Below are 23,076 nucleotides of genomic sequence, written 5' to 3'. Positions count from 1 at the left end.
GACCGCCGATGCACGGTTCAGAAGCGCCTTCGCCCTGCCCGTCACGGCGCCCTGCCCGTGACGGCCTTCGCCCTGCCCGTGACGGCCTTCGCCCCGTCCGTGACGGCCTTCGCCCCGTCCGTGACGGCCTTCGCCCCGTCCGTGACGGCCTTCGCCCCCGTGACGGCCTGCGGGCCGTTACGGGGGCGGTTCCGAGCGATTCCTTCTGATGCCCTTGCGGGAGGCGTCAGTTGGCGGGTGCCTGGTAGAGGCCCCGGCCGGCGCGGTGGGCCCGGGAGGTGGCGACGAGCCGGTCGAGGGTGCTGCGTACCGTGTTGATGCTGTTGGGGGTGAGCTCACGCCCCAGCGCCTTCGTGACTTCGCGGGCGCGGACGGGGGTGTCGCCGAACGTCGACAGCACCTTCATGGCCATCTCGGTGAGGCTGCCGCTGTCGTCGACGGCCGGTGCGGCGGGCGCCGCCTTCTTCGGCGCCTTGGCCTTGGCGGGCTTGGTGGCGGCCTTGGTGGCCTTGGTGGCCGCGGCGGGCTTGGCGGCGGCCTTGGTGTCCTTGGCGTCCTTGACGGCGACGGCCTTCTTGGTCTGGCCACGCGTGCTCTTCGGCTTGGCCGGAGCCTCCTTGTGAGCCTTGGGCGCGGACGCCTTACGGGCGGTGCGGCGCGCAGGGGCCGCCGTCGCTGCCTGCTCCTGCGGAGCTTCTGCCTGGACTGCGGCGCCGATGGACTTCTGCGCCTGCTTCGGAATCCGGGGAGCGGGAACGCTCTTCGCCCCGGCCTCGGCTTCTGCCGTGATGTCCTCAGCCGTGGCGTCCTCAGCCTTGACGTCCCCTGCCGGGACGTCCGCAACCTTGGTGCCCTCGGCCCGGACGTCCTCCGCCTCCGTGTTCGAGGAGGGAACAGGAGCAGCGGACAGCACGCGCAGAGCCGTCAGCGCGGTACGCACCGACTCCAGGCGCTCGGTGACTGTCGCGAGTTCCTTTTCGAGGCTCTGCTGGTGCTGCTCCAGAAGCGGAAGTTCCGCTTGCAGTACGGAAGTTGTGGCATCGATGGTGTCGAGTGTCTTGGTCTCGGAGGTCATGTTGTCGTCCTTCTCTTCCGGCCGACCGTTGGTGACCGATGTGTTGCAGCGTAAGGGGTGTTGTGTTGTGGCCGGAAATCGACGCGTCGGCACGACCGGCAAGGAGCCGCTTTTCGCATGGACGGCCAGTCTCCTGAAACATCCCGCCGCCGTCCCGGAGACCGGTCGCGATGCACTCGTTCGGCCCCTGCTGTCCGTCGCCGCCGTCAGCCGTGGTCAGCCGCCGTTCTCCCCGTCCCCGTCCCCGTCACCGTCACCGTCCCCGTCACCGCCACGCGAGGCGGCCTCCGCCATACGCGCTGTCGTGCCGGCACCGTCCAGAGCCTCGCGAATGATGTCCGCAGTAGACCGATTCTGCCGGGGCTTCCCCTGCTCCGATGCTGCAGAATTCGCATTCCGGCAAAGCTACCTCGCAACACAGGAGGACTCGACCCGTTCGCCGAGGTCGTTGCAACCGTCTTCGTGGACCGGATTGTAGGCGGGGTACGGTCCCCAGGGCTGAAGCGTTCTCGGTTGTCGAGATGGGCGATTGGCCGCGACCAAGATGGTTCGGTCTGATGAGCCTGGCGGGTATGCGACGGACGCGACCTCTGATGATCAAGGCGCCTGAAGCCGTTGATCGTCCAGGATTCGCGTCCGTATGCCAGTTTCCACGATCGAAGTCCTGTCCTGCCACCGTGACCGCATGACGGACCCGCTGGATGTCGCACGGAGGAACTGGCGTATCCGTCGAGGTGTTGGAGGACTCTCCCGGCCTGCGCCGACAACGGGGCTGCAGCTACCGGCTCGGCGTCCTGTTGGCCCGGATTGACGCCGACGCCCTGGACCGGGCCGTCGGGGCCTGGCTCGTCGCTCACCTCGAACCCACCGACGGGCTACGGGCCCTGGCCGTGGACGGCAAGTCCCTGCGCGACTCGCGCACCGAAGGCCACGCCAACGGGCATCACGTCGATGGCCGCGCGCGGTACGTCAGACCTGAGGGAACGTCAGGGTTCTGGGCGTCGCCGGTCGGCGAATCGTATGCGTGACCTGCAGATTTCCACGTTGATCCCCTACACCACGACCGGGGACGGAAGAGGCCCCTGGCCGGCGGTGACGCCGGCCAGGGGCCTCTTGATGCGAGCAGCCTACGTCAGCCGTCGTTCTCCGCCGACGGGATGTAGGCGCCCGGCACGTCCTCCGGCGCGAAGATCTTGTCCTCGCCGGGGTACGGCTTCGACCACTCGTGCGTCTGGTACCACGTGAGGTGGTTCATCTGCGCGGGGTTCGCGAAGTCGGGCACCGCGTGGGGCCCGGTCAGCCGCTGGTGCGACTTCCAGTTGTCCCACTTCGCCGCGAGCGCCTGCTTGGCCGCCGGCACCTTCGCCGACGGGGCGGGTGCCGCGCTCGGGTTCTGCCGCGCCGGGGTGTCCACGCCGCAGGCAGGCGGGGTCTTCAGACCATCGGTCAGCGAGGTCCGGTTGGGCAGAGCGGTGAACGGTGTGAAGTCCGCGTGCTGGGTGAACGCCCCACGCATCGGGCTGGCCGCGCTGTCCTTCTGGTTCATCGGGTGGATCCCGAGGATCTGCTCGATGGTCCGGATCATCGTGATCTGCGAGTAGTAGTGGCTGTCGACCTTGCCGTGCCGCGCCCAGGGGCTGATGATCTGGACCGGGGCACGGTGGCCGTCGACGTGGTCGAGGCCGTTCTGGGAGTCGTCCTCGACGACGAAGATCGCCGAGTCCTTCCAGTACTTGCTGTGCGAGATCTGGTCAACCATCTTGCCGACCGCGAGGTCGTTGTCCGCGACCGCGGCGGCCGAGTTCGTCGGACCACCGGTGTGGTCGTTGGAGAACCAGAACATGTTCAGGTTCGCCGGACCGTTCTTCTCGAAGTCCTGCTTCCAGATCTCTTGCTTGTAGACGTCCGGGACGTCCATGTCGAACTTGGGGAAGCCGGGCACCGACACCTTGTTGAGCGACGGGATCGCCGAGCCCGTTTGTATGGGGTAGGCGGTCTTCTGTCCGGTCGCGTCCATGTTCTTGGCGTCGCAGTACAGGTTCTGCCAGCTCGCGCCGGCCGGCTTGCTCTCGAACGACTGGAACTGGCCGAAGTCCCGCACGGTCTTCCCGGCCGCCTGCGCACCGGTCCAGATGAAGCCGGACTTCTGGTGGCCGAGAGCGTCGTCCTGGGTGTCGTAGCTGCGCTTGTACTCACCGGCCGAGGACTCGGTGTACTCCGGGTTGTCGGCCTGCATCAGCCAGTTGTGACCCTCGGCGGAGTTCGTGCCGATGTCGTACGTGTTGTCGTACAGCCCGAACTGCCGAGCCAGCGCGTGCTGGTTCGGCGTCACGTTGTCGCCGAACTGCGTAAGCGACGGGTCGCCGTTGCCCTGCGGCATGTCACCGAAGACCTGGTCGTAGGTCCGGTTCTCCTTGACGAGCAGGAAGACGTGCTTGATCGTCGAGGGGTCGCCGAGCTTCACCGGGACCGGCACCGGCTTCGCGTCGCCCGTGCCCTGGCTGACCGAGCTGCCGTTCCAGCCGTTCTGCTTGAAGACCTTGGCCGTTTCGGACTTGATGACGCCGTCGTCCGGCAGCGTGAACTGCGTCAGGCTCGACGTCGTGTCGTGGGTGCCGTGCCCGGCCTTGTTGGTGGGGCGGCGGGCGTCGATACCACGGGTGTTGGAGACGACCACGTTCTTGCCGACGGTGGTGATCTCCGCGGGGAAGTAGTCCGTCGGAAGCAGGCCGACGTAGCCGGCCGGCTCCTGCGGGGAGGTGTACCGGTAGACGGCGACCGCGTTGGCGCGGCCGAGCGTCACCAGCAGGCGACCGTCGTCGGTGAGCGTCACCGCGTTGGGCTCGTAGCCGACCGACGCCTCCGGCCACGGCTGGGTGGCGATGGTCTGCACGACCTTGTCGTTGGCGGTGTTGATGACTGACACGTCGTTGTCGGCGGTGTTGGTAACGAACACCGCCCCGTTCTTGGCGTACACCGCGGTCGGGTGCAGACCGACGTCGATGCTCCCGACGGCGGCGGACGGGTCCGCCAGGGTGATGACGCTGACCGTGCCGGTGGTGGTGGCACCGGTGTCCGGGTCGGCCGGCACCTGGGTGCCGTAGGAGTTGATCGTGGTGTCGCCGGCCTTGGCCGGACGCCCGCCCTCGTTGCTGACGTAGAGCTTGTTGCCGACCATGGCGATGCCACGGGGGGCGTTGCCCACGGTCCAGCTCTGCTTGATGGTCCCGGTCGCCGCGTCGATGGCGACCACCCGGTTCTGGCCGTTGACCGCGGAGTACACGGTGGAGCCGTCGGCCGAGAACACCGCCGCACCCACCAGTGCGTGCTTGGAGCCGTCGGCCGGGATCTTGATGGTCGCCGGGTTGGCGACGCTGCCGTCCGGGTTCACGGTGAACTTGGTGTAGCCGTCGGTCTGGCCCAGCCACAGCTGCGAACCGTCGGGCGAGTACGTGGGGCCTTCCTGGCCCACGTCGTTGCCGCTGATGCGCAGGTCCGCCGCCGCGTTGTTGCCGACGCGCTGCTTCACCTGCCCGGTCTTGAGGTCCATGACGACCAGCGCCATCCCACCGTCGGTGACCGAGGCCGCGAGGTGGGTGCCGTCCGGGCTGACCGAGGACGACATGATCTTGCCGTCGTTGATGACGGTGCGGCTGCCGTACGGGGCGATGTACTGGTCGGCGGAGACGACCTGACCGTTAGCGGTGACCTGGCCGACCTGCTGGGTGCCGAACTGGTGCGTCTGGGCAACAGCGGTGCCCGTGACGGCGAGGGCGACAGCGATGCCCGCCGTTACCAGAGTGGTCCGGCGGCCGACGCGCCTACCGAAAAGGCTGATCTGTTCCTTCTCGTTGATCCGACGCTGCCGTGTTACCTGCATGGAATTATCCCTTCGGGGTGGTGTCGAGCAGTTCGACATTGCCGTCGAACTGCCAAAGCGGGTTGGGTGCGTCCCCGATCGGGGTCCGCACCAGGAAGTAGCCGTTGACTTCCTTTGGTCCGTCGCCATCGGCGACGAACCGCCCGTCTGCGGCGACGTCGAGCTGGTAGATGGCCGTCCCTGCGGCCTCGACGCCGGGGAGATGCCAGGTGACGACGCAACGCCAGTCGTTGCCCGCCCCCTGGGGGGCGACCTGGCCGCCGCCCTTGTTGCACGCCGCCGTGGCCCGCAGCTGCGCCTCGGTGACGGCGGGGCGGTTGAGCTGTTTGGTCTGTATGCGGTAGAGGTGGGCGAATGCCGTGGCGACCGACCGCTGCACCTTGTCCTGCTCGATTCCGGAACCCAGGGACGGGGTCGCCACGGCGACGACCGTGACCGTGGCGGCGACCAGTCCGACCAGTGGCATGAGTCCGGTGGTGATCGCGCGGCGCCCGGAGCCGTCGTAGGTCAGGTTGGTGAAGTCGCGCCGCAGGAAAAGCAGGTAGGCCAGCGCGGTCGCGGTCACCGCCCACACCAGGCTGACCACGATGCCGATCAGGAGCGGGCCGAGCTGTGCCGGGCTGGTGAACAGACCGTTCCAGGCGATGAAGGCGTAGCCGGGCAGGGCGAGGCGTACGGCAACGGGCAGCGGCAGCATCTGGGCGAGCTGCATCGCGAGCGCGACGAGCGCGGGCAGCAGCAGTCCCATCGGTGACCGCCCCAGCATGACGGACCCGAGTAGTCCGATCGCGGCGAGGGCCAGGGTCGGGGCGAGCACGCAGACCCAGGCGAGCAGGACCTTACCGGCGGCGTCCGCCGGCGCCAGCAGGTGGCCGTCGAGGCCGACCAGCGGGTGGTTGCCGACCGCCACGACCCCGCCGGCCGCGCTGGAACAGGCCAGCCCGGCCACGAGCAGCAGGATGACGGTGAGGCTGGCCAGTGCCTTCGCTGCGAAGATCCGACTGGGCGACCGGACCGCCACGAGCAGGTGGCGCCAGGTGCCGAGCCGGTCCTCGGAGGCGAACACGTCGCCGGCGACCACCGAAGTCAGCAGCGGGAGCGCCAAGGTGCCCGCGAAACCGAGCATCACCAGTGGTCCGGCCCACCCCGTGGCGTGCATCCAGCGACCGAAGAGGGTGTCGGTGGGGAGCGTGCTCTGCTGGCTCACCGCGGCGACGAAGAGCGCCGGCGTGATCCAGCAGGCGAGGACCAGCAAGCGGATCCGCCATTGCGAGACCAACTTGACCAGTTCGAAGCGGTAGGCGCGCGAAACCGAGACGCGGCGGGCACTGCCAACGTTGTCGTCGGCGATGGTCGCGGTCATCGGCCGGCCTCCTGCTGCTCGGTGAGGGCGAGGAACGCGGCTTCGAGCGGCGACACCACGGGTGCGAGCTCGCGCACCGCGATGCCCGCGTGCACGACCCTCACCACCAGTTCATCGAGGGCGGGCACCAGCGCGCGCACGACGAGCACTTCAACGTCGTGCCGTGCCCCGGCGTCGTCGACGACCCGGATCCCGGCCGTGTCGACAGCCAGTCGGCGGGCGGCCTGCGGGTCGGAGGTCAGCAGCCGGTAGTCGAGTTCACGGTTCTCGGCGGCCAGCTTGCTCAGCGGGCCGGAGAAGACGACCCGTCCGGCGGCGACGATGGTGACCTCGGAGCACATTGCCTCGAGGTCGTCCATGCGGTGGCTCGAGAGCACGACGCTGGTTCCCTCCGTCGCGAGCCGGGTGAGGACACCGTGTACGTGTCTTTTGCCGGCCGGGTCGAGGCCGTTGGAAGGTTCGTCGAGCACGAGCAGCCGAGGCTTGGTGAGCAGGGCGGCGGCGAGCCCGAGCCGCTGACGCATGCCGAGGGAGAAGCCGCGTGCCCGTTCGTCGGCGACATCGGTGAGCCCGACCTGGTCGAGCACGTCGTCGACCCCCGTTGTCCGCGCGTCGTGGCCGCGGAGAGCGGCCAGCGCGGCGAGGTTCTGCCTGGCGGTGAGCGAGGGGTAGAGACCGGGCCCGTCCACGAAGCCCGCGACACCGTCTGGAGCGGCGAGCGCCCGCCCGACCGGCGTACCCAGGATCTCGAGGCGGCCGCTGTCGGCGACGGCCAGGCCCAGCAGGAGGCCGAGCAATGTCGTCTTGCCGGCGCCGTTCGGCCCGACCAAGCCGTGGATCTGTCCCTGCGCCACATCCAGATCGATGCCGTCGAGTGCGACGACGTCGCCGAAGCACTTGGTGATCCCGCGAGCCCGGATTGCGAGGAGTGTGTCCATGAGACCCTTCTTTCGAAACCTTCAAGGACCTTAGGGACGCCACACGATGCAGGCAGGGGCAGCTGGTTGAACGTTTCTGGAACGGGAGACGGCTGACACCCTTTGGCTGAACCCCTGACGAGGACGAGGGCGACGAGTAGGCCACACCGAGCGGGCCGCCATGGCGGCCTGCCCCTGGCGCCCCGTCAAGTCAGCACATGGAGACGGCTGATTACACAAAAGGGCCGTCGACGACATTGCCACTGCCGCCGCAACCGCCCGCTTCAGCACCTTCAAAGCCCTCGTCGCCCTCGAGAAACGCGGCCTCGCCTTGCGGGTGCCGAAAACCGGCTCTGTCCCACTTTCCGTGATGGGGTGCTTGTTGGGTTGGTCATCGGGCCGCCAGGACGCCGTCCACCTTTGCCGCCGCCACGACCCCAAGACCGGGGCTGCCAGGCACCCTTGCACCGCAGCCGGCCGGGGGTGCCGATCCCAATCGTTATGCGGGACTAATGGGGCAAGAGATGCACCATGTGACACAAGTGGTCAGAGGTGCATTGACGGGGCGCGCGCAGTCGCAGGAAGCTGAGCGATCCGCCCCCCACGGCAAGCCCTTTCAATCAACCGTTGGATTGCCCATGCGCACAGTTGCTTCCGCAGGCATGCTCGCGGCCGCCGTCACCGCGGCCCTGCTGCTTGCCCCTACGGCGTACGCCACCGCACCCGGCGACAACGGCACCGTGAAGATCCACGATGCCTCGACCGGTGAGGAGCTTCGTAAGAACGAGCCTCACGTGTGCACCTTCTATCTCGACGCCTTCGGTTTCGATGCCGGCCAGAACGTCGATTGGCGCATCGAAGCCTGGGCCCCGACCGCCCACGTCAAGGGCGAGACCGTGAAAACCGGTTCGCTGAAGCTCGACGGCCAGGGACACCTCCGTTCGGAGGACCAGTCCCTGCCCGACGGCCACTACAAGCTGTTCTGGAACTTCGACGGCGAGCACGGCAAGGCCAAGCACAAGGTCTTCTGGGTCGACTGCAACGACGACAAGAAGCCGGGTGGTGACAAGCCGGGTGGTGAAAAGCCGGGCGGTGGCAAGCCGGGTGGTGAAAAGCCGGGCGGTGGCAAGCCTGGTGAGGTCACCCCGTCGGAGTCCGCCGGCGAGCCGGGCTCCGTCACCCCGCCCAACCCGTCCACCTCGACGCCGCCGAGCGAGGCGCCCGCCTCGTCCGCCCCCGAGGGCACCACAGAGACGCCCTCGGCAGCGGCTTCGGCCTCCGCCCCCTCCTCGTCGTCACCGTCCGCACACAGTGAGGGCGACCTCGCCGAGACCGGTAGTGGCGCGCCCGTCGGCCTGCTGTCCGCAGCGGCCGCCGCGCTCGTCGCGGCCGGCGGCTTCCTGGTGATCCGCCGCCGCAAGGCTCAGCAGCACTGATCCGCATCGGAGCCCCCGTGCTCCGTAGTCGGTGAGCTCGTTGTTTGACCTCTGCCCGTGGTCAGCCCCTTGGCCGGTCACGGGTTTTGAGGTTCTCGGGGCGGCCGGGCGCCGCAGAAGTGATCAGCGGCTACGTGCGGGTTGGGTGCGGCGTTCGAGAGTGCGTCGGTAGTCCTGGAACCGGGCCTTGGCGATCAGCGAACGGTCGCTGTTACGGAGCACGATGCCCTCGGGCCGGCCGCCCGCGCCCTCGTCCAGGGCCACGCGGCTCGCCGGCAGGTGACCGGCGAGGAACGTCTGCATCTCGGCGATGCCGGTCGGCAGGTCACCCGCGTCCACCGTGGCCAGCCGCGGGACCAGCTCGATGCTCTCCGCTGTGGCGGACCGGGTCAGTTCGCCCTCGGAGAGGAACCGCTGCCCGCCGTCCTCGCGCCAGCTGGAGATCCGGGCCCGTGGCCGCTCCAGGACGTCGAGCGGGATGTCGGCCGCGTCGAACAGACGGTGGCCGACGGCGCGGCCACCGGTGTATTCGCGGCCGGCCGCGGTGACCTTGCCGCCGTACACCTCCAGGTACAGGACCCGGATACCGCTGGTGGGCGGGGTGACGCGGTCGGCGAGGGGACGCAGCGCGTCGGCGATACCGAGGGCGGGGTTCCCGATCAGGTCGCCGCGGGCGTACAGGAGTTCCTCGCGGCTGCCGAGGACGTAGTCACCGCTGGGAAAGCTGACGATGCGGCCGTTGGTGCCGTCGACCTTCTCGGTGAGGTACACGTCGCCGTCGAAGTCGGCCGCGTCCTCGATGAGGCTGCCGTTCTTCGGGTCGAGCGCGTGGTAGGTGGGGATCGACGGGTACTTGGTCGCGGTGTTGAGGGCGGCGAGGTCGATGGCGCGGAGCATGCTGTGCTGTCCTTCCTGGCGGCTGAACGGGGGTGTGGGCACGAACTCGCCGTATACCAGCAGGAGTTGGTGAGGTTCGCCCCGCGGAGGACGCAGGACGACGCCGGTGAGGGCGGCCCGTCGGGCGAGCATGTAGGGCGGCGCGGTCTTCGAGCAATGTGTTTTGTTCTCGATGCCCACACGGGCCCGGGCTGCGCGGCCCAAGCCGGTCCCGATGCGAAGTCCCGTTCACATGGCGGGAGATCGAGAAGGTGCGGTACGGTGACGAAATCATCACACTCTGTGTGTCACCGTGCACACAGAGCGGCCCCCGGCGGTGCGCCAAACACCATCCGAGGGCCTACACCACCAGTGGAACCAGAGGCCACCGGAAATGCTGCGTCATGCTATCGCGCCGTCTGCGCGCTTCACGAAGGCATCGCACGATGTCGTACGCCACTCACGTCTGAGCAGTGACGCCAAGATCCTGCTCCTGTACGTCCAGGGCCTGCCCGACGATGCCACGTACAAACCGTTGAGCGAACTCGCCCGCAAGCTGGGCATCAAGGGCCGTGCGTACCAGAAGGCGAAGGGGCAGCTCGTCGAGCACGGGTACGTCCACGAGTGGCGGAGCCAGGGCGAGGGCGGGCGCTGGCTGACCGAGCAACTCGTCGCGAACAACCCCCTGACGAGTGACCAGGCACGACACCTGCGAGGCACCCCACCCACGCCCGCACTCGCGCCCGCACCCGCGCCCGCGCCTACGATCCGGCCACCGAGTACGCACTTCCCGACGGTCGGCGAACCGGCTCCTCGGACGGTCGGTGGCTATAAACCCGCAGAAGACCACAGTGATAAAACCACTCCCCACCCACCCCCCGAACCCGAGCCGACGCTCAAGCCCACCCCGGAACCGGCACCCGAACCAGCCCCACCGAATCCGACCGCACCGATTCCGACACCACCCCCCTCCCAACTCGCCGCAGCGGAACGGGTCCTGCTCTCCCTGCGCCACTCCCGCCGCGAACTCCACCTGGGTCTACGCGAAGCCCGCGCCCTCGCCGTGGAGGCCGTCAAATGGCTGGAGCGCGGCGTGAGCGAATCCGACCTGCGCCACGCCCTGCTCGCCGAACGCCCCGACAACGGCGTCCGCTCAGCAGTCGGCTTCCTGCGCTACCGCCTCATCCAGAAACTTCCCGAGCCCCCCGTCCAGCACCAGCCCTGCGAACGCCCACCCCTGCCCGAACTGACCGAATGCACCGGCCCCGGCGACCCACACGTCTTCCGCCCCCTGTACGGCGAATCCGAATGCCCCGCCTGCCGCCGCGACGCCGCCCACCCCGAAACCGACCCCATCTCCTGGCGCGACCGCATCGCCAGAATCAACGGCACACCAACACCCCTACCGGCCCAGGCATGAACCGCGTGGTCGCTTCTTGCCGCAAGCACGGGTGACGGAGGCTGATGCCGCGTATTCTTCAAGCCCGAACCGAGCTCCGGTCCAGCAGCAACGCAGGAGGGCCTGTGACCGAGCCGGAGCGGCCACCGGGGCTCCGGGTAGGAGCAGCGCAATCGGGCATGACAGTCTGTGCGGCTCTGTCTTCGGCCGACGGATTGAGGGGGCAAAACGTGGGCGATCCGGTCTTCGTGGTTCACGGTGTGGCGGCCGGCGATCCGGAGGGCTTCGAGGCGGCCGTTGCCTCGCTGCAAAAGGCCTCCGGAGTCGAGATGGTGCCTGTCTACTGGGGCGACCTCGGCGCGCACGACGAGTTCATCACCATGACGCTGCCGCTCCGGTCCGCGCAGGGGGACGGTGCAGCGGATTCGGGGCTCAGGGAAGAGCCGTGGCGGCAGCCAACGGACCTGGAGCATCCCGATGTCGGAGCGCTCGCCCAAACCCTGACGGTCGACGGCGAGGGAATCAGCCGCTGGCCCCAGGTGGAACAGGAGGTCCTCCACACCCTGGGGACCGAACCCGATGACGGAATGCGCGACGGGTCCGGGCCGGGCACCGATTCCCGTGTTAGGGATGGGCTGGCCTTCCTGGCGGACGCGTGGATGGAAACTCTCTGGTTGCAGCGCACGGACGACGCCGAGCTGCTTCGGGAGGCAGCGCGCGCCCTCGCACACTCCCTGGAGGATCTGACGTACGGCGCCCCGGGGCACGAGGCGGACGGTCTGCGAACGGGCGGTCCACGGGCGGACGGTCTGCGGACGGGCGGTCTATGGGAGGACGGTCTATGGGAGGACGGTCTACGGACGGGCGGTCCACGGGAGGACGGCCTACGGACCGGCGGGAGCGAGCCGGACGATGACGGTCGGCGGCGCATGCGTGCGGTACTGCGGCGCAGGCTGGCCGACTTGGACCGTGTGACGGGCGCGGCCGTCCAAGCTGTCGCCGGACGTGCCAACCACGCGTTGCGCACCCGGATCGGGCCGGGGGCCACCCGCTTCCTGGGGGACGTCCTCGTCTACCAACGGCACCAGGCCGCGATCCACGCGCGGGTGCGCGAGACCGTCGACCGGGTCGATCCCAGGCTCGGGCGTTCCTCGGACCACCCGGTCCGAATGGTCGCGCACAGCCTCGGCGGGGTGATCTGCGTGGACATGGCGACGGCCGCCGATCCGCTGTGGACGTCCGAACTTGTCACGTTCGGGTCCCAGGCCGCGTTCTTCCACGTCTGCGACCCGCGGGGTGGCCAACTGGCCCACTACACGGGCGACAAGCACGTCGAACTGCCGCCGTCGCTGCACCACTGGGTGAACCTGTGGGAGCCGCTCGACCTGCTGGCCTTTGCGGCGGCCCGGGTGTTCCGGCATCACGACGGGCGCTACCCCGTGGACACACCCGTACCGCATGCCGCGAGCACCGGTTTGTGGACGCATTCGGCCTACTGGGAGATGCCTTCCGTCGCGGCCGAGATCGCGGCGGTCATGACACGGCAATAGAAAGGGGGCGGTGTGCGCACTCGTGTACGGGCGGACGACGGCCGCCACCTCCTCGTCGAGCGGCTCGGGGATCCGAGGGGCCGCGCGGTCTTCCTGCTGCACGGCACCCCCGGCAGCCGGCTCGGTCCCGCGCCGCGCGGCATGGTCCTCTACCAGCGCAAAGTGCAGCTCATCAGCTACGACCGGCCCGGGTACGGCGGATCGGACCGGCTGCCGGGCCGAAACGTGGCGGCGGCGGTCCAGGACGTCCGCGCGATCGCGGACCACCTGGGCTTCGAACGGTTCGCTGTGGTCGGACGTTCGGGCGGCGCGCCACATGCCCTGGCCTGCGCGGCACTGCTCCCTGACCGGGTCACCAAGGTCGCCGTGCTGGTCCCCGTGGCTCCCTGGGGTGCGGACGGTGTGGACTGGTTCGCCGGAATGTCCCCCAGCGTGGTCCGTGAGTACGCCCGGGCAGGACCGGATCCGCGCGGAGCCGAGGATCAGCCCGGGCACTTTGCCGCGGGCCGCCGCGTGCTGCACGCGCACGAGGGCGACACCGTCGGTCTCCTGACCGAGCTCAGGCGCGCGCTCGCCGACCCCGACCACCCGGCCGTGGCCGACGCGGAGGTCCGTGACATGTTCCTCCGTGACTTCAAGGAAACCCTGCGGACCTCCGCCTACGGGTGGATCGACGACGCCCTGGCGCTCTCCTCCCCATGGGGGTTCACCCCGCAGGACATCAAGACGCCGGTGCTCCTGTGGCACGGCGGGAACGACGCGTTCTCGCCCGTCGGACACAGCCGCTGGCTCGCCGAGCGCATTCCGGGGGCCACGGTGGTCGTAGAGGGTGACGCGTCGCCCGTTGACGCGTCGGGCGCTCTGTTCCGCATCCTGTCCTGGGTCACCGGCCCCGACCCGGCTGTCCGAGCACCCGCCCTCCGCACGGGTGACCCCGGGCACAAGGTGGATTTCTCGGCGGACAATCAGCTCTGGCTGCCGGGTGGGCAGGCACCCACGCCCACGCCCGGCGACACGCGGCCCCCGACAACCGGCCCGCCCGAGGACATCCCGCCCGAGGACATCCCGCCCGAGGACATTCCGTCCGAGGGCGACGAGCCGCGCCGTCTGGTCGCGGAACTGGCACAGCAGGCGTCCTCCGGGCGGATCGTTCCGCTCCAGGTCCAGATCGTCTGCGGAGCCCAACGCGGCGGGCTGCTCGCTCCTCTCGCACCGCCGCCCGAGGGCGCACGCGTCGTCATCACCGTGCACGCCCCCGGCCTTGAGGCACTCGACGACCTCCAGCAGGAACTGACCGTCTTCCCCCGCAAGAGCTCGGCCGTCGTGCGCTTCGGGCTGCGCACCGCAGTTCCCGGGACGCACATCGTCGTCGTCCGTGCATTCCGCGGCGCCACGTTCCTGGGCGAAGTGCGCTGCGCCATCACTGTGGCGCCCGGCAGCCCCACCCGCGACGGGCTGCCTCAGCACACCCCGCTGCACAGCATGGCGTTCGACCCGGAGGGGACCACGCTCCTGGTCGACCGGGACGACACCGTCGGCACCTACAGCTTCCGGCTTGTCGGCCGGACCTGGCACGAGGCAGAGATCTTCCGCTTCCGCGACCGGGAACCCCACCAGGCCGGCGAGCGAATCTACGAGGAGCTGCGCGCGATGGCCCGCTCGGCCAACGGCCGGGACGGCAAGCAAGCAGCCCAGCTCCGCTACCAACGCCTGGAGAACCTGGGCGTCCAGCTGTGGCAGTCGGCCGTACCCCAGGCAGTGCAGCGCCAGTTCTGGGACCAGGGCCCGCGCCTGGGCTCCTTCACCGTCATCGGTGAACACGACGCCGTACCCTGGGAGTTGCTGTACCCCGTCAACGGCCGGGAGCGTGGGGACGGCTTCCTCTCCGAACAAGTGCCGCTGGTCCGCCTCGTCTACGACCACGTACCCGCCCGACGGCTCTCCCTGAACCGGCCCGCCTTCATCGTTCCACCGGGCTCCCCACCGGACGCCCTCTCCGAGGTCGCTGCCGTACGCGCCTGTATCGGCACCGCGGACACCAGCGCACCGCTCACGACACTTCAACAGCTCTCCGCGCTGATCGACCTGGGACACACCGGCCTGCTTCACTTCGCCTGCCACAACTCCTTCACGGACAAGGGCTCCAGCGTCACCATGGCGGACGCCCCGTTCGACCCCATTGACCTGAGCAAGGCCGCCGAATCCGGATCGCTGCGCGACGGCCAGCCTCTGGTGTTCTTCAACGCCTGCCGCAGCGCGGGGGAAATCCCCTGGTTCGGCTCCACACTCGGCTGGGCCCCGCAGTTCCTGCGGGCCGGTGCCGGAGCCTTCGTCGGCACTCTTTGGCCCGTACGCTCCGACTCCGCGCTCGCCTTCGCGAAGGCGTTCTACCGGCATCTCGTCATCGACCAACAGCCGCTCGGCGAAGCCTCCCTGGCCGCTCGCCGCGCCATCCGCGAGGAAAGCGGAGACCCGACGCGACTCGCCTACGCCGTGTACGGCAGCCCGTCGGCCCGTACCACGGTGGGCTGACCCTCGCGGCGGGGCCACCGCCCGGTGCAGCTTCCCGCGCTCCACCGCCACCCCTCGTCGACTCCGGAATGCCTTACGGGCAACCAGCATGTCCCCTCTTCGGCGTTTGTCGCAGGCCCTGTACGAACTCGTCCCAGGTGCTTGGCCGGACGGCTACTCGGGGCTCTTCGGGCCGCTTCGAGTCGCGTACGCCGGTGGCGGAGACCAGGTCGGCCACCACGACGCACTCGGTCCCGCTGCCGCCGCTGTAAGACGACTTGAACCAGTGCACGTGTTCGTGATCCATCACATTCCTGCGGGCCGCGCGAGGTCGACCACCGCAAGCACCGCGACAGGAAGGCAGGGCGGACGCCGTTCGTCGCAGATTAAAGACCGCTCATCGACTGCGACGCCCCTCGCTCATTGCCCCTGAACCAGGTTGATCGCGAACCTCGAACACCAGCCACCCCCCGCAATAAGGAGGAGAACATGGACGACTCACGTGACGTGACCGCCGTGAACCGAGCGCCGCTCGGTCGACGAACCTTCCTTGGCGGAGTCGGCGTCGCCGCCCTCGGCGCCACAGGCCTCGGGGGCATCAGCCTGTTCACCGGTGCCACCCTGAGTCCGGCGGCGGCCGCCACCGCGGTGCCGGAGGCGGACAAGGACCCGCTCAACCTGCTCCAGCGAATGCTGTCCTACGACACACAAAACTACGGCAAGGGCGCGAACACCCGCCCGCACGCGGAGATGCTCAAGGCGGTGTGGGAGAACGCCGGGGTGCCCACGGAGATCATCGACACTCCTCAGCCGGACAACGTGCACCTGATCGCGCGGATCCCCGGGACAAGTTCCGCTGCACCGCTGCTGATGCTCGGCCACTCCGACGTGGTGCCGGTCGAACGGGAGGCATGGTCCGTCGATCCGTTCTCCGGCACGGTGCGCAACGGGGAGGTGTACGGCCGCGGCGCTCTCGATATGAAGGGTGCGAACTCGGCGACGATCAGTGCTCTGCTGCGGCACATCTCCGAGGGGTCCCGGTTCGAGCGCGACATCATCGTGCTCACCGACTGTGACGAGGAGGCCGGCTCGTTCGGGTCGGGTTGGCTGGCGGCCAACCACTGGAACAAGGTGGACGCGGGCATGGTCCTCACCGAGGGGGGCTGGTTCCTGGCGCAGAAGGACAAGACCACCCCGATGCTGATCACTGCCACCCGGCAGGACAAGGTCTACTTCAACCTGGACCTGACCGCCGGCGGCACCGCCACGCACTCCTCCAAGCCCAACCCCGATTCCGCGATCGTGACTTTGTCCCGGGCGGTCGCCGAACTCGGCAGTTGGCTCGCGCCGGTGCACCTCACTGAGGTGACGCGCGAGTACTTCGCGGCGCTGGCAACGGCAACCGACGACGCGGAGTTCGCCCGCGCCGTCAGGCTCATGCTCTCCGCACGCAGCCAGAACGCACGGGAACGGGCCGCGGATGTCGTTGTGTCGAAGTCCTCCTACCCGTGGCTGCACCGTGCCCTGCTCCGGACCACGCATGCGTTCGTCATCGAGGACTCCGGCTACAAGGAGAACGTGATTCCGTCCTCGGCGCATGTCCGGCTCAACTGCCGTGGCATCCCCGGTGGTCAGAAGCCCCGCGAGTTCCTCGCCCAGGTCCGCGAGATGACGGCCCGCCGCGGCATCCAGGTGACGCTCGCTGCCCCGGAGGGCAAGACCGAGGCGCAGTACCTCGACGAGCTCGACGAGAGGTGGGCGACGGCGCCCGCCGACATCGACACTCCGCTGTTCCGCGCTCTGGCCGGCGCCGCGAGCGACACCTACCCCAACGCGGTGTTCGCGCCGGCCCTGTTCGAAGCAGGCACCAGCCTGGCGCCGTGGCGCGAGCGCGGCATCCCCGGATACGGGGTCTACCCGTACGTACTCGACAACGACCAGCTCATCACGATGCACGGAAACGACGAACGGATCTACGTCGAGGCGCTACGGCAAGGGACCGCGTTCATGTACCGGATGTTCTCCCGCTTCCTGCGCTGACGGACCGGTCACCAGCGGGCATGCGCCTGCAGCCGGGCGGATCCCTTCAGCGGCTTTCGGCGGGCTGTGGGATCGAGCAGTAGCGGTGATGCTCAGTTGGATGTGCTGAGCCCATCTCGGTCCCCGGTGACCGCGTCGAGTGGCTGCGGCCCCCGGGGACGCTGGTGATGCTTCTCCCGTGCGCGGCGCTCGATCACGGCGCTGCGGACCTGTTCGACGAGTTGGTTGAGGAGCCTTCCGGATCCGACATCACGATCGACGGCGGCTTCGTCACCACCTGGTAGTCACCCGATAGCCACGTGGCAGGGCGGATGCGTCGTCTACCCGGCTTCCTCGCCCCCGTGCTCGACATGCAGGACGACCTTGCCGCGTGGGTGCTCCGTCGCGAGGGCCTCGTAGGCCGCTCGCGTCTCGGTGAACGGTACGACGCGGTCCACCACCGGCTTGAGCTTGCCGGCGTCGATCAGTTCGCTGATGGCCATGAGCCCGGGCCGGTCGGGTTCGACGATGAAAAACAGGCCGCGTGCGCCACGGGCGGCGGCCTTCTCCTGGTCCGGCGGCTGCACGATGCTGACCACGATCCCGCCAGGGCGCACGACTGCCCAGGAGCGGTCCAGCGTCTCGCCGCCGACCAGATCGAGCACGACATCGACGTCGTGCACCAGGTCCTCGAAGTGTTCGTTCCGGTAATCGATGACCCGCTGTGCGCCGAGGCCGGTGACGAAGTCCTTGTCCCTTGCCGACGCGGTGGCGGTCACCCGCGCCCCGAGCGCCGCGGCGATCTGCACGGCGAAGGTGCCGACGCCCCCGGCGCCGCCCTGGATCAGGATGTGCTGTCCCCGTTGCAGCGCGGCATGGTCGACGAGCGCCTGCCACACGGTGAGCGCGGCGAGCGGGACGGCCGCTGCCTGGTCGTGGTTCAGCGTGGCCGGCTTGGTGGCGAGCATGTCGGCGGGGACGGTGACGTACTCGGCGGCCGCGCCGTCGCGCGTGAACGGGATCAGCCCGTAGACCTCGTCGCCGGTCCCGAGGTCGGTCACTCCGCTGCCCAAGGCGGCGACGATGCCCGAGACCTCGTGCGAGGGGACGGTCGGCGTACGGTCCCTGCCCGTTCCGTCGAAGCTGTCGGTCCAGGTGGCGTCCCAGTCGAGTTCACCAGCTGTGATGGAGGCGGCGCACACGGCGACGAGCGCCTCGCCCGCCGCCGGCTCGGGGCGCGGTGCGGACTCGTACGCATAGCGTTCGGGTCCGCCCCGCTCGTGGGCACGTACGGCATGCATCGTGGCGTTCATGAAGGATCACTCCCGATTCACATCACACGGGCTCCCCGCCCGAATCTACTCGGATGGCCGATGGCTCGCATACGCGAGAACGCCCCTGGGGCGGGCCGACGCAAGCCACCCCTTGATCGCAGGGGGTGGTGGCCCCGACAGTCAGGGCAAGCGACGTACAAACACGTCGAAATCTCCTGTACCCGCCGCGCCCGTTGTGGCTCTGGCAGAAAGCTCCTGCCGCACACAGGTTCGGAGTGCTTCAATGGCCCGCGACAGGACGGTATTCGTTCAGCAGGGGGCGAACGAGGTTGAAGAAGTCGTACTACGCGGCACATGTCTACATGATCCTGGGAGTGATCTCCGGGCTGTACTACCGGGAGTTCACCAAGGCCCATCATTTCGACGGTGAGACCCAACTGGCGGTCATCCACACCCACTTGCTGGCTCTGGGTATGTTGGGCTTCCTCATCGTTCTCGCCCTCGACAAGCAGTTCCACCTGTCCGGGTCGAAACTCTTCACCTACTTCTTCTGGTTCTACAACGCGGGCATCGCGATCACCGTCGGCATGATGTTCGTTCACGGTACCGAGACCGTGCTCGGAAGCAAGGTCCCCGAGGCCGTGCCGTTGACTGCAGGCCTGGGCCACACCCTTCTCACGGTCGGGCTCATCCTGCTGTTCGTCCTGCTCGGCAAACGCCTGAACGAGTCCGCGACGACCGAGCCGACGGAGTCGGAGCCCGCGAAGACAACGGCCTGAACCGGCTGTTATGACAGGCCACGTGTCATGCGGGCGGACCGGGGACTTTCGCCGAACGGCCGGTGAAGGGGCCGGGTGACCGGCGGGCCCCGGCCGCAGAGCGCCTCGGATCGGACGGACGGTGCGTGCTGCCCGCCGCTATCCGGCTGCCCCCGGTCTCGCGGCGGACGCGGCTGCGACAGCCGCAGTCAGTGGGTCGAGGACCGGGCGGTCGAGGATGTCGGCGAGGTCGGGGCCGGTGTTGTCCAGGAAGCCGTGCCGGATACCGGTGGCCATCGAGGCGAGCATGGGCGGCTGGAACGGCAGCAATTCCGGCATCTCGTCGAGGAGCCTGCGCCGGTACTCACCCAGGCCGATGGTGCGGTGCGGGACTCCGAGCCGGTCGGCTACCTGCGCTGCCGTGATCGGCGTGCCGACGAGGTCGTAGGTGCGCCCGGTGTGTGGTACCGGATCCGCTGCGGTGATCGCCGCGGCCTCGGCGAGGTCCGCACGAGCGACCGCGGCCAGGGCGCCGTCGCCGAATGCGGACTCCACACCGTCGTCGGCCCACATGAGGAGACCGCCGAAGAGTTCGGCGTAGAGGCCGTTGCGCAGGATTGTCCACGGCACGCCGCAAGCGCGCACGAGCCGTTCGGTCGCACGGTGCGCCAGTGCGAAACCGAGGTGGTCGCCGGCGCCGGTCAGGCTCGTGTAGACGACATGCCGGACGCCGTCCCGGACGGCAGCGTCCAGGACGGCCGCGTGCCGCCCGATGACCTGGTCGTCCTCGCCATACCCGGCAGAGATCAGCACCAGGGTCGATACACCCGCAAGGTCGATGCCGGAGTGGTCGTCGAAATCGAGCTGCCGCATCCCGCCACTCGGCGTACGGCTGCCGCCTGTCGCGATCACCCCGCGGGCGTGCAGCGCCGCGAGAGTGGCCGAGCCGAGGTTCCCGTTCGCTCCGGTCACCAAGATCATGTCCGTCACAGTCTTCCGTCGTGGTTCTCTGAAGTAACTACGCTTGATCCTGACCCGCCCACATACCGGTCACAAGAAGGCAGTTTGATGTCACCCACGCACACCGAGGTAACCGCCGCACCCGCCGCACCCGCCGACCTCGCCCCCTGCGGGCACGAGGAACATCCGGACTGCGGGATCCGCGATGTCCTGGACCGCATCGGGGACAAGTGGTCGGTACTCGTGATCGTCGAGCTCGCCGGCGGGCCGCGCCGGTTCCGCGAACTGCAACGCGCAATAGACGGCATCTCCCAGCGCATGCTCACCCTCACCGTGCGCAGGCTGGAGCGTGACGGACTCGTTCTCCGCACCGTGTACCCGACCGTCCCGGCCCAGGTCGACTACCGCCTGACGGAGACCGGGGCCGGCCTGACCCACCTGGTCAAATCACTCGCCGACTGGTCTCTCATCCATCGCGCGGCCATTGCCGAGGCACGGCACCAGTACGACCGGACCCACCCCGACCACGACATCCGGTAACAGGGACCGCCGTTGCCTCATGCCGGGCGTGTCGCCAGGGACGACGGAGATCAACGGGACGCCTGCGGCTCCGCCGAGCGAAGGCTGATCCCGCAAGCGACCGGGAGTGCGACCCGAGGGCTCAACCGCACGGCACGACCAGGGCAAACGACGTACGGACACGCCGGAAGCTCTTGTGTCCGCTGCGCCCGGCGTGGCTCATGCACTCCACGTCAACGCTCGCGGAGTCCATGGAAGGCTCCGCGGCCCAGCCGCACCAAAGACACTCGGCCTCAGGGGCGGAGGAACGGGTGGTTCAGGTGGACGGTGGCCAGGAGGTGGCCGCGATCGCGGGCGTCGGCGAGGAGATTCTGCCGGGTGCGGCGGGCCGTGGCCTGGTCGCTCTCCAGCCGGTACGCGACGCTCGGCGCGGCCAGCTGGACAGCGTGCACGAAAACGTCGCCGGTGATCATGATGCGCCCCCGGCCGCCGTCGACGAGCACGGACTGGTGTCCGGCGGTGTGGCCGGGCGTCGGCACCGCGGTCAGTGACGAGCGGCCCGGGCCGCCCTGCACTCTGACTCGCCCGTCGATACGGTGCAGCAGTCCGGCCCGGCGCAGGGGCTCGACCACGTAGGTCATGGCGCTGTCGTCGGCGGCAAGGGCCGCGATCTCCGCCCGCTGGACCACATGTCGGGCGTTGGGGAACAAGGGAGTGCCGGTGGTGTCGACCGTCCAGCCGTAGTGGTCCTCGTGGAGGTGGGTCAGGACGACGGTGTCGACATCGTCCCGCTCGATGCCGGCGAGCCGGAGGACCGCCGGCAGGTGGCCCGGCACCGGGGCCCAGCCCGATGCCGGGCTGCCGACCGGACCGATGCCGGTGTCGACGAGGGTGACGCGGCCGCCGGGCCTGCGGACGGCGTAGCAGCGGAAGTCGAGTTCCCACGTGTCGCCCGGGCCGAAGGCGGCGGGGTCGAGCCGCTCCGCGCGCGCCCAGTCCGTGTCGCTGGCGCCGGGGAACCAGTCCTGCCGCTTGCCGGGGAAGGTCCCGTGGGCGTCCAACAGCGCCAGTACCTCGTAGGGGCCTGTGCGGCGGGAGACGATGTGCGCGGTGCCGGTGCGGCGCTGGGATGCGGCCGCCGTGTGGGTGCCGCCCGTGCCGGCCCACGCGGTGAGTGCGCCGATGCCCACGGTGGCGGCGCCCAGCAGGACTCTGCGGCGGCTCGTGGAGTTGTCCGTCGTCGGCGCGTCGGACGGAACGGGACGGTGGGTCATGGGCTCCCCCTGCGCAGTCGGTTTTTGGTGGTGTCCACCATCGTGTGGGGGCCGGGCACGCCGGAGCTTGTACATTCGTGTCCGGTTCACAGGGGCCTGGGCAAGGGGGCCGCGCCCTACGATGGACGAATGGCCGGGGATCGACGGGTGTACCTGCGCGAGGACGACGTCCACCTCACCGATGTGCGCTGCGGCAGCACGACGCGCGGCTGGTCGCTGCTGCGGCCCGCTCCGGTGTTCGGCCTGGTGCTCCTGCGGGACGGGGTGCTGCGCGGCCGGGCCGACGGCGTCGAGCACGTGGTGGACGCCGCCAGCGTGTACGTCGAACGCCCCGGCACCGAGCAGCAGTTCGCGCATCCGCAGGGGCCCGACACGTTCACCGAGATCGTCCTGTCCGAGCCCCGGGTCGCGGACCTGCTGGGCGGCGACCCCACCGTTCCGGAGGGCCTGGTCATGGTGACGCCGGAGCTGGCCCTCGCCCACCGGATGCTGCTCTCCAGCGCCCGCCAGGGCGCTGATTCCTTCGAACTCGGCGAGTACACGGCCCGGTTGTCGGCCGCGGTCTTCGCGCGGCTCGCCCCGGCCCGCGCCGCCTCGGGGCGCCCCGCCTCCGCCGCCGCCCGTCGGCGTCTCACCGACGACGCGCGCGCCGTGCTGGCCGCCGAACCGACGATCGGGCTGGAGGCGCTGGCCCGGACCGTGGGCGCGTCACCGCACCATCTGAGCCGCGTCTTCACGGCCGTCACCGGGATCACGCTCTCCGCCCATCGCGGCCGACTGCGCCTCGCCCGGGTCCTGGACCGCCTCAGCGAGGGCGAACGCGACCTGGCGGGGCTGGCGCGGGAACTTGGTTACACCGACCAGTCCCACATGACCCGTGCGGTCCGCCGGACGGCGGGGCTCCCTCCTGGGCGCCTGCGCACCCTGCTGACGTCATCGGAGGCGGCAGTCGAGGCGGGCGTACACGCCGTCGCGGATGTGCACGTCATCACCGACGGGCGTGGCAGCCGAAGCTGACCTCGGTGGAAAGTTCCGGTGGCCGGTCGTTGAGTTCGTGGCAGGTGCCTTGGCGCAGATCGAGAATTCCCGCCCCCGTCGGCGACGCGAAATAGACGCATGGCCTCACCCGAAGGTGGCCTGCTATTGACCAGCCATCAAAATGCCTGCTGCTCTTGGTAGGTTGAGTCGCCAACCAGGGGGTGCCGCGTGTCCCGGTCCGATCTGCGAGCGCTGTTCCGATCCAACGATCGCGAACTGAGAGCGGT

18 protein-coding genes and 1 pseudogene are annotated in these 23,076 nt (G+C 69.3%); 10 read left to right on the top strand and 9 right to left on the bottom strand.

The annotated features are described in order from the left end of the window. Positions 1–226 precede the first annotated feature (226 nt). On the bottom strand, positions 227–1,075 hold the full coding sequence (locus ACFVV1_RS11120) for a hypothetical protein (protein WP_389987874.1): 849 nt from the start codon (positions 1,073–1,075) through the stop codon (positions 227–229). A gap of 701 nt (positions 1,076–1,776) precedes the next feature. Between ACFVV1_RS11120 and ACFVV1_RS11115 the strand changes: the two genes are divergently transcribed. After that, the gene (locus ACFVV1_RS11115) at positions 1,777–2,103 is read left to right on the top strand and encodes a hypothetical protein (protein WP_389987871.1); all 327 of its coding nucleotides are present in this window, start codon (positions 1,777–1,779) and stop codon (positions 2,101–2,103) included. A gap of 104 nt (positions 2,104–2,207) precedes the next feature. Here the strand turns inward: ACFVV1_RS11115 and ACFVV1_RS11110 are convergent, their stop codons facing one another. Genes ACFVV1_RS11110 through ACFVV1_RS11100 form a run of 3 tightly spaced genes read right to left on the bottom strand, consistent with a single transcriptional unit; the run spans position 2,208 to position 7,256 of the window. Then, complete coding sequence (locus ACFVV1_RS11110; RefSeq protein ID WP_389987867.1) at positions 2,208–4,955, bottom strand: alkaline phosphatase family protein; 2,748 nt, start codon at positions 4,953–4,955, stop codon at positions 2,208–2,210. Between the two features lie 4 nt (positions 4,956–4,959). Next, positions 4,960–6,318 carry an ABC transporter permease gene (locus ACFVV1_RS11105; RefSeq protein WP_389987864.1) on the bottom strand — a complete coding sequence of 453 codons (1,359 nt, stop codon included), beginning with the start codon at positions 6,316–6,318 and terminating at the stop codon, positions 4,960–4,962. After that, positions 6,315–7,256 (bottom strand): ABC transporter ATP-binding protein, encoded by a 942-nt coding sequence (locus tag ACFVV1_RS11100; RefSeq protein ID WP_389987861.1) that lies wholly within the window; start codon positions 7,254–7,256, stop codon positions 6,315–6,317. Before ACFVV1_RS11100 ends, ACFVV1_RS11105 begins: the two co-directional genes overlap by 4 nt. Positions 7,257–7,873: 617 nt before the next feature. Here ACFVV1_RS11100 and ACFVV1_RS11095 point away from each other — a divergent pair. Continuing rightward, positions 7,874–8,671: an LPXTG cell wall anchor domain-containing protein gene (locus ACFVV1_RS11095; protein ID WP_389987857.1), complete on the top strand. Its 798-nt coding sequence runs from the start codon at positions 7,874–7,876 to the stop codon at positions 8,669–8,671. Between the two features lie 123 nt (positions 8,672–8,794). Here ACFVV1_RS11095 and ACFVV1_RS11090 read toward each other — a convergent pair whose 3' ends face one another. Beyond that, complete coding sequence (locus ACFVV1_RS11090) at positions 8,795–9,772, bottom strand: RNA ligase family protein (RefSeq protein WP_389987854.1); 978 nt, start codon at positions 9,770–9,772, stop codon at positions 8,795–8,797. 169 nt (positions 9,773–9,941) lie between these two features. Here ACFVV1_RS11090 and ACFVV1_RS11085 point away from each other — a divergent pair, with 169 nt between their 5' ends. The 4 genes and pseudogenes from ACFVV1_RS11085 (at position 9,942) to ACFVV1_RS11070 (ending at position 15,028) form a co-directional block, all read left to right on the top strand. Then, a complete protein-coding gene (locus ACFVV1_RS11085; protein ID WP_389987851.1) occupies positions 9,942–10,967 on the top strand; it encodes a hypothetical protein in 1,026 nt (341 codons plus the stop codon). A 209-nt stretch (positions 10,968–11,176) separates the two neighbouring features. Continuing rightward, on the top strand, positions 11,177–12,496 hold the full coding sequence (locus tag ACFVV1_RS11080; protein WP_389987848.1) for a hypothetical protein: 1,320 nt from the start codon (positions 11,177–11,179) through the stop codon (positions 12,494–12,496). Between the two features lie 12 nt (positions 12,497–12,508). Further along, positions 12,509–13,381, top strand: a pseudogene (locus ACFVV1_RS11075) (alpha/beta fold hydrolase); the annotation flags it as partial. A 597-nt stretch (positions 13,382–13,978) separates the two neighbouring features. Next, a complete protein-coding gene (locus tag ACFVV1_RS11070) occupies positions 13,979–15,028 on the top strand; it encodes a CHAT domain-containing protein (RefSeq protein ID WP_389988268.1) in 1,050 nt (349 codons plus the stop codon). A 73-nt stretch (positions 15,029–15,101) separates the two neighbouring features. On the opposite strand, the gene ACFVV1_RS11065 is transcribed toward ACFVV1_RS11070, so the two are convergent. Further along, entirely contained in the window at positions 15,102–15,314 is a 213-nt protein-coding gene (locus ACFVV1_RS11065; protein WP_389987845.1) for a DUF397 domain-containing protein, read from the bottom strand. Positions 15,315–15,496: 182 nt separating this feature from the next. On the opposite strand from ACFVV1_RS11065, the gene ACFVV1_RS11060 reads away from it, so the two are divergent. Continuing rightward, positions 15,497–17,047: a M20/M25/M40 family metallo-hydrolase gene (locus tag ACFVV1_RS11060; protein ID WP_389987842.1), complete on the top strand. Its 1,551-nt coding sequence runs from the start codon at positions 15,497–15,499 to the stop codon at positions 17,045–17,047. Positions 17,048–17,367: 320 nt separating this feature from the next. On the opposite strand, the gene ACFVV1_RS11055 is transcribed toward ACFVV1_RS11060, so the two are convergent. Beyond that, complete coding sequence (locus tag ACFVV1_RS11055) at positions 17,368–18,339, bottom strand: NADP-dependent oxidoreductase (protein WP_389987840.1); 972 nt, start codon at positions 18,337–18,339, stop codon at positions 17,368–17,370. Between the two features lie 290 nt (positions 18,340–18,629). Here ACFVV1_RS11055 and ACFVV1_RS11050 point away from each other — a divergent pair, with 290 nt between their 5' ends. After that, positions 18,630–19,079 carry a DUF2871 domain-containing protein gene (locus ACFVV1_RS11050; protein ID WP_389987837.1) on the top strand — a complete coding sequence of 150 codons (450 nt, stop codon included), beginning with the start codon at positions 18,630–18,632 and terminating at the stop codon, positions 19,077–19,079. 138 nt (positions 19,080–19,217) lie between these two features. Here ACFVV1_RS11050 and ACFVV1_RS11045 read toward each other — a convergent pair whose 3' ends face one another. Then, on the bottom strand, positions 19,218–20,039 hold the full coding sequence (locus tag ACFVV1_RS11045; protein ID WP_389987834.1) for an NAD(P)H-binding protein: 822 nt from the start codon (positions 20,037–20,039) through the stop codon (positions 19,218–19,220). 87 nt (positions 20,040–20,126) lie between these two features. Between ACFVV1_RS11045 and ACFVV1_RS11040 the strand changes: the two genes are divergently transcribed. Beyond that, the gene (locus ACFVV1_RS11040; RefSeq protein ID WP_389987831.1) at positions 20,127–20,558 is read left to right on the top strand and encodes a winged helix-turn-helix transcriptional regulator; all 432 of its coding nucleotides are present in this window, start codon (positions 20,127–20,129) and stop codon (positions 20,556–20,558) included. 272 nt (positions 20,559–20,830) lie between these two features. Here the strand turns inward: ACFVV1_RS11040 and ACFVV1_RS11035 are convergent, their stop codons facing one another. After that, entirely contained in the window at positions 20,831–21,811 is a 981-nt protein-coding gene (locus tag ACFVV1_RS11035; protein ID WP_389987828.1) for an MBL fold metallo-hydrolase, read from the bottom strand. Positions 21,812–21,940: 129 nt separating this feature from the next. Here ACFVV1_RS11035 and ACFVV1_RS11030 point away from each other — a divergent pair, with 129 nt between their 5' ends. After that, positions 21,941–22,828: a helix-turn-helix domain-containing protein gene (locus ACFVV1_RS11030; protein WP_389987825.1), complete on the top strand. Its 888-nt coding sequence runs from the start codon at positions 21,941–21,943 to the stop codon at positions 22,826–22,828. Positions 22,829–23,076 lie beyond the last annotated feature (248 nt).

It is taken from the genome of Streptomyces sp. NPDC058092, from assembly GCF_042884935.1.
Taxonomy (GTDB): domain Bacteria; phylum Actinomycetota; class Actinomycetes; order Streptomycetales; family Streptomycetaceae; genus Streptomyces.
The sequence above is the reverse complement of the archived record's forward strand: the minus strand, read 5'-3'. Positions and strand labels throughout refer to the sequence as shown.